The sequence below is a fragment of the Streptomyces sp. NPDC086787 genome, from assembly GCF_044745865.1.
Taxonomy (GTDB): Bacteria; Actinomycetota; Actinomycetes; order Streptomycetales; family Streptomycetaceae; genus Streptomyces.
This window is the reverse complement of record NZ_JBIVBC010000002.1, coordinates 474,382-487,395: the sequence shown is the minus strand read 5'-3', so window position 1 is coordinate 487,395 and position 13,014 is coordinate 474,382. Positions and strand designations below refer to the sequence as shown.

Sequence of the window (13,014 nt, the reverse complement as noted above, 5' to 3'; positions counted from 1 at the left end):
AGTCGAAGTGGTGACGTGCGGCGCGCGGGTCCGGCCCGGCCGCGGGGCGGCGGGGCGTCACCGGCTCTGCCCTTCCACGTCGTGCCGGATACGGCGGGCGAACCAGCCGACGGCGACCTCGCGGTGCGAGAGCGGCCCGGGCTCGAAGCCTGGCGTGGAGAGGCCCGCCTGTACGCGTTCGACGAGTTCCGCGTCCTCGTCGTTGGTGACCCAGCCGATGTGGATGTTGAGCCGCCGGGCCATCCTGGTGCGGAAGCTCTCCCCGTGCCGGGTGTAGAAGGCGCCCGGGATCGCCGCCCGGTCCTGGGCGGTGGGCAGAGCGGTCCACGCGAGCACGTGGTCAGGGTAGAAGTCGATGAGCGTGTTGGGGTAGATCACGGCGTAGCGCCATACCCGCCGGTCGGCCTCGGTGAGCCCCGGCATGGGCGTGGCGAGCCGCTGGTAGAGCCGCTCCGTCCAGTTCGAGGACGGCTTGTCCCGCAGCGGCGACTCGAACAGGACGTAGTTCTCCTGTACGTCCACCGTGTACGCCTGGTAGTCGAGCAGGCGCATCAGGGCGGGGTGGGCCACGGGGACGTGGTAGCCCTCCAGGTAGTTGTCGACGATGACCTTCCAGTTGGCGTTCTGCTGCTCGCCGCCGGCCGCGTCGTGGATGCGGTACTTGCCGACCGGGGTGAGGCCGGGTCCGGCATAGTGGCCGACGGCCTCGGCGAGCCCGGCGCAGCTCTCCGCGAGCGGTACGGCGTCGAGGTCGAGGTTGACGAAGACGAAACCGAGGAAGGATTCGACTCTGGCAGGGTGCAGCCCGAGCTTGGGTTTGTCCAGGCACGGGATGCGGCGGGCCTCCGGGGCGCCGACCAGCCGACCGTCCAGTTTGTAGGTCCAGCCGTGGTACGGGCAGCGGATCGCCTTGCCCTCCGGCTCCGGGCCGGCGACCAGACGGGTGCCGCGGTGCCGGCAGACGTTGAGGTGGGCGGCGAGGCCACCGTCCTCGGTCCGGACGATCAGCACCTCCCGGCCGGCGACGGTGGCGGTCAGGCGGGCGCCGGGACGAGGAAGGTCGGTCTCATGGCAGGCGAGCTGCCATGAGCGGGCGAAGACGCGCTCGGTCTCGGCCGTGGCGATCTCCGGGTCCGTGTAGTAGCGGGCGGGCAGGGCCGTACCGGGGTGTTCGGCGGTCTCGGCCGGCGGGCCGGCAGGCTGCGCGGTCTCGCCGGGCGGGCCGGGGGGTGCGGCGGCTGTGTGGGTGGTCGAGGGGTTCATGGGGTCCTCCTCCGCGCCGCACGGGGCGGCGATGGGCGGTGAGGCTGTGCCCGGGAATCTGCCACGGGTCGCACATGTCGTTCACCGGATCAGCGGATCCGGCTGACTGATTGGTTAGTCAGACTGGGACCCCGGCGGGGGCAAGTCAAGGCTTGTGGGCTGACTAATTAGTTAGTTAGTCTAGTCGGCAAGCGGACGGACCGGCCCCTCTGGACGGACCGGCCCCTCTGGGCAGTCGTCACTCCTTCCCTCGGCCCGACCCGGCCTGTCCGGCGGGCGGCGGAGCACACCGTCTCTCGCTTGTCGCATCACGCTTCTCGCTTGTCGCTTCGCTTCTCTCCCCGTCTCGCCCTCGCCGCGTCACCCCGTCCCCCGGCACTCGGAACGGAACGCCCTCGGAGGCACGCATGAGCGCTCGCCGCAATCTGGCATGGCTCGGTCTCACCCCCGAGCCGGAACAGGAACTGCCCTCCGCCGTGGCAGCCCTGCGCGCCTCGACGACCGACAGTCCAAGGCCGACGGCCCTCGCCGCCGCCGAGCGGCGCCACGTCGAACGCCTGGTGCTGCGCGGCACACAACGCGGCTGGCTGCGGTATCTGGGCGAGGTCACCGAACTGGTGGTGGCGGTCGCCGAGGGACCCCGGCCGGCCGACCCCGGCCCGGCGCTGCTGGCCGGGGAGGTCGTCCTCGACCACCACCGGATGCTGATCGGCCTGCCCGGCTCCGGCTACGAGCGGACCGCCGCCCAGCGCCGGGCCCTGGAACGGGCACTGACCCGGCTGCGGTCCCGGCCGGACCCCGCCTCTGCCACTCCCTCCTCCCCCTCCCCCTCCTCTCCGTCCGAACTCTCCGACTCCACCGCCGAGCACGGGAGCGCCGCATGACCGACGTACTCTCACTCGTCCCCGAAGGCCGGCACGGCCTGCTCACCCACCTGGGATCGGACGGACATCCGGGATCCGGCGGTGACGAGAGCCTCGCCCAGTACCTCGCGGTGGGCGGGTACGCCCCGGTACCCGCGCCGGACCGGCTGCTGGGCCGGATCGACGAGGCCGGACTGCGCGGCCGCGGCGGCGCCGGGTTCCCCGCGGCCGTGAAACTGCGCTCCGTACGCGATGCCCCGGGCCCGCCCGTCGTCGTGGCCAACGGCGAGGAGGGCGAACCGGGGTCCGTGAAGGACCGCTGGCTGCTGCGGCACCGCCCGCACCTGGTGCTGGACGGTCTCCGGCTGGCGGCGGCCGTCACCGGCGCCGGGCGCGCCTGCGTCTACCTCTCCGACGCCCCCGCCGAGTATGCCGTCCGCCAGGCTCTCGCCGAGCAGCCCCAGGACCTGCCGGTGGACGTCGTACGCACGACTCCTTCCTACGTCGCCGGAGAGGAGACCGCGGTCGTACGCCGTATCGACGGCGGACCGGCGCTGCCCACGGCGAAACCCCCGCGCCCCTTCGAACGCGGCGTCGGCGGCGCACCCACGCTGGTCGCCAACGTAGAGACGCTGGCCCGGATCGCCGTACTGCACTCCTGGCCCGGCGCGGCGCACACAGTCGTGGGCGCCCACCTGGTCACCCTCGCCGGACCGGGCGGCCGGGCCGCTCTGGTCGAGGCGCCCGCGGGCACCGGCCTCGGAGCGCTCGCCGAGTCGTGCGGGCACGGCGCGGCCGGGGCGGTCCTGCTCGGGGGGATGTTCGGCGGGCTGTACGGCGCGGGCTGGGCGGCGCTCCCGCTCGACCAGGACCGGCTGGCCGCGGCCGGCGGTGCGCTGGGCTGCGGGGCCATGTACTTCCCGCACCCCGACGAGTGCCCGGTCTCCGTGGCCGCCGAGGCCACCGCCTACCTCGCGGCACAGAGCGCCCGGCAGTGCGGGGTGTGCGTGTCCGGCACCGGGGCGCTCGCCGGGGCGCTCACGGCCCTGGCGCTGGGCAAGGCCGAGGCCGACACGTCCGACCGGCTGGAGCGCTGGTCCCAGCAGCTGGTCGGGCGCGGAGCCTGCGGGCTGCTCGACGCCGCCGCGCGCATCGCCGGCAGTCTCCTCACTCACTTCCCCGGTCTCGTCGCCGGCCACCGGGGCACGGACTGCCCCGGCTGCGGCGACGCGGCCACCGGAGACGGACGCCGGCTCACGGTGGCCGTCCCCTGACAACGGACCCGGCCCGCTCGCCTTCCCTGCCGTGTGCCCTGCCGTGTTCCCTCCCGCGCCTCCTCCCCTCACCTCTCACCCCTTCGCCCCTCTCCCCCTCGCCCCTCTCTTCCTCTCCCCTCCGGAAAGGGCCGTGCCATGAAACTCCTGCTGGACTCCACCCGCTGCCAGGGCTACGGCCTGTGCTGCGACCCCGCCCCCGAGCAGATCGACCTGGACGAATGGGGCTATGCGCAGCTGCGCGAGACGTCCGTCCCGGCCGACGGCGAGGACGCGGCGGCCGCCGCCGTCGCCGCCTGCCCCAACTCCGCACTGCGATTGGCGAAGTGAGATGGGACGCGACCTTTCGGCACTCTTCGACCCGGTCTCCGTCGCGGTGGTCGGCGCCAGCGACGACCCCGCCAAGTACGGCCACGCCATCGCCGCCCAGGCCGTCCGCGCGAACGGCCGCCGGCCCGTGCACCTGGTCAACCGGCGCGGCGGCACGGTACTCGGGCGTACGGCGGCACCCGCGCTGACCGCCATCGGTGAGCCCGTCGACCTGGCGGTGGTCTGCGTACCGGCCGCCGGTTTCGAGGACGCCGTGGACGAGGCGTTGCGGTGCGGGGCACGGGCGATCGTCGCCATCACCGCCGGGTTCGCCGAGACCGGCGAGGCCGGACGGGTGCGCCAGCAGGCCGTCGCCGAGCGGGTGCGGGCGGCGGGGGCCGTGATGGTCGGCCCCAACTGCCTGGGGATAGCCGACAACACCACCGACCTCTTCCTGGCCTCCGACACCTTCACCCCCGGCGGTGTCGCGCTGCTCAGCCAGAGCGGCAACCTGGCCCTCGAACTCCAGCTCCGCTTCCGGCGGCACGGTCTCGGCTTCTCCCGGTTCGTCTCGCTGGGCAACCAGGCCGATGTCACCCTGGTCGACCTGCTCGCCGACTGCGCACGGCACCCGGACACCCGGGCCATCGCGGTCTACGCCGAGGACTTCGCCGACGGACGTGCCTTCGCCGAGGCCGCCGCCGTGGCCGGTAAGCCGGTGGTGCTGCTCACCGCCGGGCGCGGCGACGCCTCCGCACGCAGCGCCCAGTCGCACACCGGGGCACTCACCACCTCCGCCGACGTGGTGACCGCCGCCTGCCGCGACGCCGGGGTGGAACTCGTCGCCACCCCGCGCGAACTCACCGTGGTCCTCGCCGCGTCGGGTGCCGGGCGGCGGGCGGCCGGGCGCCGGGTCGCCGTCCTCACGGACGGCGGGGGTCACGGTGTCATCGCCGCGGACGCGGTGGAGGCGGCCGGGCTCGCGGTGCCGGAACTCGGGTCGGCGACCCGGCTGCGGCTGCGCGAGGCACTGTGGGAGCAGTCGGCCGTCGCCAACCCGGTGGACCTGGCCGGCATGGGTGAGCAGGATCCCCACTCCTACGCGGAGACCGTCGGCACACTGCTCGCGGCCGAGGATGTCGACGCGGTGCTGATGACCGGCTACTTCGGCGGCTACGCGGCCTCCGAGGGCGGGCTCGGCGGTGGTGGTACGGCGCTCGCGAGCGGCGAACGGGAGGCCGCACGGCTCATCGCCGCCGGGCTGACCGCCACCGCTAAACCCCTGGTCGTGCAGTCGATGTATCCGGACTCCCCGAGCTGCCGCACCCTCGCCGAGGCCGGGGTACCCGTCTTCGACGCCACCGAGGACGCGGCCCGTGCCCTGGCCGCCACGGCGGCCGCCGGGCCCCGGGCCGGCATCGCCCCGCTGCCCCCGGCCGCCGCCCCGCTGCGGGAGACCGGCTACGCGCGGATCCGGGAGGCGCTCGCGGCGGCCGGACTGTCCTTCCCGGCGGCCCGGGAGGTCCACGACGAGGCGGAACTCCTCGCGGCCATCGGCGAGTTCCCGGGGCCGTACGTCCTCAAGGCCCTGCATCTGCTGCACAAGTCGGACGCGGGCGGTGTGGCGCTCGGTCTGACCGGGGCCGAAGAGGTGCTGGCCGCGTTCCGCGACATGCGCGCCAGGCTCGGCGCGTCCGCCTTCTCCGTGGAGGAGATGGCGGACCTGTCCGACGGTGTGGAGCTGATCGTCGGCGTCAACCGTGATCCCCGGTTCGGTCCGGTCGCCATGGTCGGACTCGGCGGAGTGCTCGCCGAGTCGCTGCGCGACATCGCGTTCACGCTGGCGCCGGTACCCGCCGGGCGGGCCCTCGACCTGCTGCGCGGGCTGCGCGCCGCCGCGCTGCTCGACGGCGTGCGCGGCCGTCCGCCCGTGGACGTGGCGGCGGCTGCCGCCGCCGTGGAGACGATCACGGCGTTCGCCGCCGCGCACCCGGAGATCGCCGAGCTGGAGGTCAACCCGCTGCTGGTGTCCCCACGCGGGGCTCTCGCCCTGGACTCCCGAGCCGTACTCGCCCCCTGATCCGCCCCCTACCCGCATCGATCTGCAATCCGCCCCGCCCGAGGAGGCTCCCCATGGACATGCGCTACACCCCCGAGCAGACCGACCTGAAGCGGCGAGCCGCCGAGTACTCCCGGCTGCTGATGCGGTACGAGGACCAGTCCGAGCAGGCGGGCGGACCGCTGCCGAAGGAACTCGTCACCGAGCTGACCCGGGCCGCCATGGACGCCGGTGTCTACGCCATCAACATGCCCGCCGAGTGGGGTGGGGCCGGGCTCAGCCTGCTCGACCAGGTCATCGTGGAGGAGGAGTTCGGCAAGGTCACCAACTGTCTGTGGGACATCCCCTGGCGGCCCGCCAACGTGCTGGCCCAGGGCGACGAGCGGCAGCGGGAGAAGTACCTGATGCCCATCATCCGCGGCGAGCGGTTCGACGCGTTCGCCGTCACCGAGCCCGGTGCCGGGTCCGACCCGTCCTCCGGCACCTCCACGGCCACCCGGACCGACGGCGGCTGGCTGCTGAACGGCGAGAAGTGGTTCGTCACCTGCGGCGACATCGCCGACTTCCTGCTGGTGCAGGCCGACGCGGGCCCCGAGCGGCTGCCCACGCTGTTCTTCGTGGACAAGGAGGCGCCCGGGGTCGCGATGACCCGGCTGCCGCACTTCATGCACTCCGCCGTCAACGGGCACCCCGAGTTCACCTTCACCGACGTGTTCGTGGCCGACGAGGACGTGCTCGGCGGGGTCGGCAACGGTTACGAGCTGACCAAGGAGTGGTTCACCGACGAACGTCTGATGATCGCGGCGCGCACGGTCGGCGCGGCCGAGCGCGCGCTGGAGCTGGCCCGGGACTGGGCCGTGCAGCGCGAGCAGTTCGGGTCGCCGATCGCGTCGTACCAGCTGGTCCAGGGCATGCTCGCGGACTGCGCCGTGGACATCGCCGTCAACCGCGCCTACACCCACCAGGTCGCCTGGGAGGCCGACCAGCCCTCCACCGACCGCAAGACCCTGCACGCCAAGGCCTCCACCGCAAAGCTGGCCGCGAGCGAGGCGGCCGGCCGGGTCGCCGACCGGTGCCTCCAGATCTTCGGCGGCCGCGGCTACGACCGCGCCTATCCCGTCGAGCGCATCTACCGCGAGGTGCGCGTCGACCGGATCTGGGAGGGCACCTCCGAGATCCAGCGGCTGATCATCGCCAACGAACTGATCAAGCGCGGCACGGGCGCCCTGGCGCTGCCCACGCACTGACCCCACGCCCCTCCCCGGTACGACCCCGCAGTACGACCTCCGCCCACCACCCGTTCACCGTAGAGCGAGGACTTCCATGGACTTTCGTCTCACCCCGCGCCAGTCACAGCTCAAGGCCGACGCGCGCGCCCTCACCGACTTCATCACCGCCTACGAGAACCAGTGCGAGGAGGAGAACGGCCTTCCCGCGAGCGCGCACGCCGAGATCCGTGACGCGGTGCTCGACTCGGGTCTCCAGGCCGTCAACATGCCGGCCGAGTGGGGCGGGGCCGGACTCACCATCGCCGAGCAGGTCACCGTGCAGGAGGAGCTTGGCCGGCTCACGGGCGCCCTGTGGGACATGGTGTGGCGGCCCGCCAACGCGCTGCGGTTCTGCACCCCCGAGCAGCGGGAGCGCTTCCTCGTCCCGGTGATCCGCGGCGAGCGGCGGGACTGCTACGCCGTCACCGAGCCCGGCGCAGGCTCGGACCCGCAGAACCTGGCCACCACCGCGATCAGGAACGACCGGGGCTGGGTGATCAACGGCGAGAAGTGGTTCGTGACCGTCGGGGACCACGCCGACTTCATGATCGTCCTCGCCGCGGCGGGACCGGAGCGGGCGCCGACGCTGTTCCTCGTCGACAAGGACACCCCGGGCATCGAGATGACGCGCGTGCCGCGTTTCATGCACACCTTCGTCTACGAGCACCCCGAGTTCACCTTCACCGACGTCCAGGTCGGCGAGGATGCCGTACTCGGTGGCATCGGCCAGGGGTACGACATCACGCGCTCGTGGTTCACCGAGGAGCGTCTGATGATCGCGGCGCGCACCACGGGCGCGGCCGAACGGGCGCTGGAGCTGTCCCGTGACTGGGCCGTGCAGCGCGAGCAGTTCGGGTCGCCGATCGCGTCGTACCAGCTGGTCCAGGGCATGCTCGCGGACTGCGCCGTGGACATCGCCGTCAACCGTGCCTACACCCACCAGGTCGCCTGGGAAGTGGACGAGGCGGACGAGTCGGAGCGCAAGACCCTGCACGCCAAGGCGTCCATCGCCAAGCTGGCGGCCAGTGAGGCCTCGGGCCGGGTGATCGACCGTTGTCTGCAGATCCACGGCGGGCGCGGCTACGACCGCTCGTACGCGGTGGAGCGGCTGTACCGGGAGCTGCGTGTGGACCGTATCTGGGAGGGTACGTCTGAGATCCAGCGGCTGATCATCGCCAACGAGCTGATCAAGCGCGGCACGGGGGTGCTGGGCCTGGCGGCAAGCAGCGAGTGAGGGAGAATGGCGGCGGGGTACGGCCGCCGGACGAGGGGAGTCTCAGGGTGTCGACGAAGGTGCGCACGGCTGACACGCGCGAGCGCATCCTGACCGCGGCGTGCGAAGCCATCGCCGAGATCGGTTTCGAGAAGATCCGGATGCGGATGGTGGCGGAGCGGGCCGGGGTGTCGACGGCGCTGCTGCACTACCACTTCGACACCCGCGAGAAGCTGTTCACCGAGGCGATGGCCCATTCCTTCGCCAACACGGCGTTGGACGTCGAGCGTGACGCGGGTTCGGCTCCGGCGGCGGTGATCCTGGCCCGGATCGTGCGCAACCTGCTGCCGACCGACCTCGTCCTGCACCAGGACTGGCGGCTGTGGCAGGAGCTGTGGGTGCGCGCGCTGCGCGACGAGCCGACCCGGGTCTTCGCGGTCGACCTGTACGCGCAGCTGCACTCCTGGGTGGCCGGCGCGGTGCGGCGCGGCATCGCGTCAGGTGAGTTCGAGTCCACGGACGTGGACGATCTCGCCACGCTCGTGCTGTCACTGAGCGACGGGTACGGCATCCGGCTGATGCTCCGCGATCCGTCGGTCACCCTGGAGTCGGCGCTGGCGTCCGTCTGGCGTCATGTCGCCTCCGCGCTCGGGCTGCCGGAGGCGGTACCGGCCGAGTGACCGGGCCGGTCCGGCGGTGTCACCCCGAGGACCGGGCGGCCGCCGGGCGGGTACCCGTCCAGCCGAGCAGGATCACCGAGCAGACGGCCGCGAGCGCGCACCACGTCGAGACGAACTCCAGCCGCCACAGGGCCGCGCAGACCAGCGCGCCGACGGCGGTCACCGCCCCGAGCAGCGTCAGAAGCCGGTCACCGGAGAGGAGCAACGAGCCCACCGTGGCGAACAGATAGCCCACGACGACCAGGGGCGCGTGGGACAGATGAACCGCGTAGCCGACCGTGTGCCCCCGGATCTCGGCCGTCACCGGCCCGACGGCCAGGGCGTGCGCGAGGACGGCGGCGGTGGCGGCGCCGACCGCGAGGGGGACGGCGAGGCGGCGCCGCGCGTGGGGCGGGGCGGCGCACACCACGGCGAGCGGTACCCAGACGGCCAGCAGCGGCATCGCGATGACGGCCCAGGCGACGGTGGCGGGTCCGCCGCCCCCGCCCGCGTCCCAGACCGCCGCCTCGACGATCTGATGGGCACCGAGCAGCAACGGCAGTGCGGCGAGCGGCAGATCACGGGCCGCCCGCACCCGCGCCACACAGCCCGCGCCCACCGCGGCGATGCCGGTGCCCGCCACGAGGTCGGCCGTCGCGCTCCAGCACATCCCGCCACCCGGGGTCCGTCGTCGTGTGTCCTGGCCCAAGCCTACGATCTTCCCCATGAGCGCCTGGAACAAGAGTCTGGATGCCGCGGGGATCGACGAGCCGCGGTCGCGCGGCGACTACGGCGCGCAGCGCAAGCTGGTGGCGCGCTACAAGCCCACCTCGTACCTGGCTGCCCGGCTGCTCCTGCCTCCACGGCTGCTGCCGCACGTGGTGGCGGCGACGGCGGTGATGCATCACGGGGACAACCTCCTGGACTCCGGCCCGAGGGCGGAGCGGCTCGTGGCGTGGACGTCGTGGGAGAAGCGGGTCCGCGAGGGGCTGGAGACGGGTGCGAGCGACGATCCGCTGATCCGGGCCCTGGTGCACACCGTCGCCGCACATCCGCGGCTCGGTCGGGCACTGGAGGAGTATCTGGGCACCGCCACGGCCGAGTTGGAGTTCAGCGGCTTCGCCACGGAGACCGACTACCAGGCGTATGTGGACGCGTATTCGCTGCCGGCCTTCATGCTTGTCGGCGTACTCCTGGGGCCGGAGAGCGACAGCGCGAGCTCGGGAGGATTCCGGGCGGCGTGCCGGACGCTCATCGACGGCAGCCAGCGGCTGGACTTCGTCAACGACCTCGCGGAAGACCGGCGTGAGGGCCGCCTCGGCATCTCAGCCGAGGCCCTGGACCGTTTCTCCGTCCCGGCCGGGGACCTGGTACCCGGCGGGGAGCCGACGGGTATGCGTGCGCTGGTGGGTCACGAAGTCGCCTTGTCCCGCGCGGCTCTGGAAACCGCGCGGGACTTGCCCGCGCTCAAGGCGGGACCGGGCGGCGCGCTGCTGACCACGGTGGCCGGCATCGAACTGCTCACCGCCGAAGCGGTGCTCGCCCGCGGCCCCCGGCTGCTGACCGGCTCGGCGAGCCCGTCGCCGGTGAGGGCGCTGCGACTCCTGCTGCGAGCCCGCCGCCGGAGCCCGAAGGACGCCTAAGCGATCTGGCCGGCCGCCCACTCGGCCCACTCGCGGCGCATCGCGTTGAAGCGGAGCCCGTACTCCAGGGCGATCCGGCCGTAGACGGAGAGGTTGTCGTCGTCCCAGTCGATGGCCCGGGCCAGCTCGTCCAGTTCCGTGTAGGCCTGCTCGGACAGCTCGGTGAGCTCGGTCAGGTAGGCGCGCGCCTGCTCGGGCTTGAGCACGCCGAGGAAGAAGACTCTCAGCAGAAGGTCGCTGCGCGTGTTGCGCTGGGGCTTCGTCTCGGTCAGCCAGTGGCGCAGCTCGGCCAGCCCGTCCTCGGTGAGGGCGTACTCCTTGCGGCCTCGTGGACCCTCGGCGGCCACCGTGATCAGTCCGGTGCCCGCGAGCTTGGTCAGCTCCGTGTAGATCTGGCTCTGGGTGGCCGGCCAGACGTTCGCAAGCGAGGTCTCGAACCGTTTCAGCAGGTCGTAGCCGCTTGCGGGGCGTTCGGAGAGGAGACCAAGGAGTGCGTGTCGGAGGCTCATGCCACCCACTCTACATTCCACTGTTGACATGTCACCAGAGGACCTTCTACTTTTGACATGTCAGATGAGGGACCCCGAAACGGAGAGTTCAATGTCCTACCTGCGTACGTTCCTGCCGTGGATCGTCTTCGCCGTGTTCCCCTCGGGGGACTGGCAGTGGGCCGCTCTCACCGCGCTCGGGATCTCCGTGGTCCTCATCGGCCGGCAGCTGAGGAGCGGCACCGGATTCGACGCGCTGATCATCGAGCTGGGCTCGGCGGTCTTCTTCGCCGTGTTGGCCGCCATCGCCTTCGGCGACCCCCACTCGGGCCTCCACGACTACTCCGCGGCCCTCTCCTCGGGCACCCTCGCGGTCATCGCCGCCGTCTCGCTGGCCATCGGCAGGCCGTTCACCCTGGGCATCGCCAAGCGCACCACCCCGCGCGAGGTCTGGCACCTCAAGCCCTTCATCCGCACCAACGTCGTCATCACCGCCGTATGGACCGCCGCCTTCGTCCTGACCGCCACCGCGCTCGCCCTGGTGGCACACGCCGGAGACGCCCACTCCACCACCGCGACCGTCATCCAGATCGCCGGTTTCGCGGTCCCGATGGTCTTCACCGTCCGCTATGTCGCCCACGTCCAGGCCAAGGCCGGACAGGTGGCCCGATGACCGCCTCCCACCTCGCCGGCAACTACGCCCCGGTCACCGAGGAACTCACCGCCCACGACCTGCCGGTGACCGGCACCATCCCGCCCGAGCTGAACGGCTGGTACCTGCGCAACGGCCCCAACCCGGCCGACGCGGCCTCCGGACACTGGTTCTTCGGCGACGGAATGATCCACGGCGTCCGGCTGGAGGGCGGGCGGGCGATCTCGTACCGCAACCGCTGGGTCCGCACCACCAGCCTCACCGACGGGGCCCGGACGTACGACGCCGAGGGGCGTCGCGACCTCACGGCCGGCCCGGCCAACACCCACGTCGTCCGGCACGCCGGACGCACCCTCGCCCTGGTCGAGACCGCCCTGCCCTACGAACTCACCTGCGCCCTGGACACCAAGGGCCCCTACGACTTCGGCGGCCGGCTGCACACCGCCATGACCGCCCACCCCAAGACCTGCCCCACCACCGGAGAGCTGCACTTCTTCGGCTACGGGCTGCTGGAGCCCGACCACCTCACCTACCACCGGGCCGGCGCGGACGGCGAACTGGAGCTCAGCAGGCCCGTCGAGGTGCCGGGGCCGACCATGGTGCACGACTTCGCGCTCACCGCCGGGCACGTCGTCTTCATGGATCTGCCCGTCGTCTTCGACCTCGACATGGCCATGTCCGGCCGGACCATGCCCTACCACTGGGACGACGGGTACGGCGCCCGGCTCGGCGTGCTCCGCCGCGACGACCCGCACGGCACGGTGCGCTGGTTCGACATCGCCCCCTGCTACGTCTTCCATGTCCTCAACGCCTACGACGCCCCGGACGGCACCATCGTCGTACACGTCATGCGCTACCCGGAGATGTGGCGGCAGACCTCACAGGGCACCGCCCCGCCCGAGGACGCCGTCCTGTGGACCTGGACCGTCGACCCGGTCGCCGGAACGGTCCGCGAGGAACAACTCGACGACCGGCCGGGCGAGTTCCCCCGCATAGACGACCGGCGGACCGGACTCGCCGTCGCACACGGCCATATGACCGGCGAGAACTCCCTGGTGCGCTACGACCTGACCACCGGAGCCGCGACCACGCACGACTTCGGCCCGGACCGCACCCCCGGCGAGGCCGCCTTCGCGCCGGCCGACGACCGGGCCGGCGGCCCCGGCTGGCTCCTCACCTACGTCCACGACGCCACCACCGAACGCAGCGACCTGGTCGTCCTGGACGCCGACGACCTCGGAGCCGCACCCGTCGCCACGGTCCATCTGCCGGGCCGGGTCCCGGTCGGCTTCCACGGCAACTGGATCGCCGACTGATGTGACG

Annotated in this window: 13 protein-coding genes; 10 read left to right on the top strand and 3 right to left on the bottom strand. The window is 72.5% G+C overall.

Annotated features, from left to right (window positions below; all coding sequences use genetic code 11):
• Positions 1-57 precede the first annotated feature (57 nt).
• Positions 58-1,263, bottom strand: a complete 1,206-nt coding sequence (locus ACIPK3_RS08420) for an aromatic ring-hydroxylating dioxygenase subunit alpha (RefSeq protein ID WP_402567395.1) — start codon at positions 1,261-1,263, stop codon at positions 58-60.
• Positions 1,264-1,670: 407 nt separating this feature from the next.
• On the opposite strand from ACIPK3_RS08420, the gene ACIPK3_RS08415 reads away from it, so the two are divergent.
• The 7 genes from ACIPK3_RS08415 (at position 1,671) to ACIPK3_RS08385 (ending at position 8,929) form a co-directional block, all read left to right on the top strand.
• The gene (locus ACIPK3_RS08415; protein ID WP_402567393.1) at positions 1,671-2,147 is read left to right on the top strand and encodes a hypothetical protein; all 477 of its coding nucleotides are present in this window, start codon (positions 1,671-1,673) and stop codon (positions 2,145-2,147) included.
• Positions 2,144-3,400 carry an NADH-ubiquinone oxidoreductase-F iron-sulfur binding region domain-containing protein gene (locus tag ACIPK3_RS08410; protein ID WP_402567391.1) on the top strand — a complete coding sequence of 419 codons (1,257 nt, stop codon included), beginning with the start codon at positions 2,144-2,146 and terminating at the stop codon, positions 3,398-3,400. The genes ACIPK3_RS08415 and ACIPK3_RS08410 overlap by 4 nt, the downstream gene beginning before the upstream one ends.
• Positions 3,401-3,538: 138 nt before the next feature.
• Positions 3,539-3,730: a ferredoxin gene (locus ACIPK3_RS08405; RefSeq protein ID WP_402567389.1), complete on the top strand. Its 192-nt coding sequence runs from the start codon at positions 3,539-3,541 to the stop codon at positions 3,728-3,730.
• Between the two features lies 1 nt (position 3,731).
• Complete coding sequence (locus tag ACIPK3_RS08400; RefSeq protein ID WP_402567388.1) at positions 3,732-5,789, top strand: acetate--CoA ligase family protein; 2,058 nt, start codon at positions 3,732-3,734, stop codon at positions 5,787-5,789.
• Positions 5,790-5,842: 53 nt separating this feature from the next.
• Positions 5,843-7,015 carry an acyl-CoA dehydrogenase family protein gene (locus ACIPK3_RS08395; protein WP_402567386.1) on the top strand — a complete coding sequence of 391 codons (1,173 nt, stop codon included), beginning with the start codon at positions 5,843-5,845 and terminating at the stop codon, positions 7,013-7,015.
• Between the two features lie 76 nt (positions 7,016-7,091).
• Positions 7,092-8,270: an acyl-CoA dehydrogenase family protein gene (locus ACIPK3_RS08390; RefSeq protein WP_402567385.1), complete on the top strand. Its 1,179-nt coding sequence runs from the start codon at positions 7,092-7,094 to the stop codon at positions 8,268-8,270.
• 47 nt (positions 8,271-8,317) lie between these two features.
• Positions 8,318-8,929, top strand: a complete 612-nt coding sequence (locus ACIPK3_RS08385) for a TetR/AcrR family transcriptional regulator (protein WP_402567383.1) — start codon at positions 8,318-8,320, stop codon at positions 8,927-8,929.
• Positions 8,930-8,948: 19 nt separating this feature from the next.
• Here ACIPK3_RS08385 and ACIPK3_RS08380 read toward each other — a convergent pair whose 3' ends face one another.
• Complete coding sequence (locus ACIPK3_RS08380) at positions 8,949-9,578, bottom strand: DUF6629 family protein (RefSeq protein WP_402567860.1); 630 nt, start codon at positions 9,576-9,578, stop codon at positions 8,949-8,951.
• A gap of 55 nt (positions 9,579-9,633) precedes the next feature.
• On the opposite strand from ACIPK3_RS08380, the gene ACIPK3_RS08375 reads away from it, so the two are divergent.
• The gene (locus tag ACIPK3_RS08375) at positions 9,634-10,551 is read left to right on the top strand and encodes a squalene/phytoene synthase family protein (protein WP_402567382.1); all 918 of its coding nucleotides are present in this window, start codon (positions 9,634-9,636) and stop codon (positions 10,549-10,551) included.
• Here ACIPK3_RS08375 and ACIPK3_RS08370 read toward each other — a convergent pair.
• On the bottom strand, positions 10,548-11,060 hold the full coding sequence (locus ACIPK3_RS08370) for a PadR family transcriptional regulator (RefSeq protein WP_402567380.1): 513 nt from the start codon (positions 11,058-11,060) through the stop codon (positions 10,548-10,550). The genes ACIPK3_RS08375 and ACIPK3_RS08370 overlap by 4 nt on opposite strands.
• 91 nt (positions 11,061-11,151) lie before the next feature.
• Here ACIPK3_RS08370 and ACIPK3_RS08365 point away from each other — a divergent pair, with 91 nt between their 5' ends.
• Both ACIPK3_RS08365 and ACIPK3_RS08360 read left to right on the top strand, forming a co-directional pair.
• Positions 11,152-11,712 (top strand): hypothetical protein, encoded by a 561-nt coding sequence (locus ACIPK3_RS08365; RefSeq protein WP_402567378.1) that lies wholly within the window; start codon positions 11,152-11,154, stop codon positions 11,710-11,712.
• Positions 11,709-13,007, top strand: coding sequence for a carotenoid oxygenase family protein (locus ACIPK3_RS08360; RefSeq protein WP_402567377.1), 1,299 nt, complete (start codon positions 11,709-11,711; stop codon positions 13,005-13,007). The genes ACIPK3_RS08365 and ACIPK3_RS08360 overlap by 4 nt, the downstream gene beginning before the upstream one ends.
• Positions 13,008-13,014: the final 7 nt, after the last annotated feature.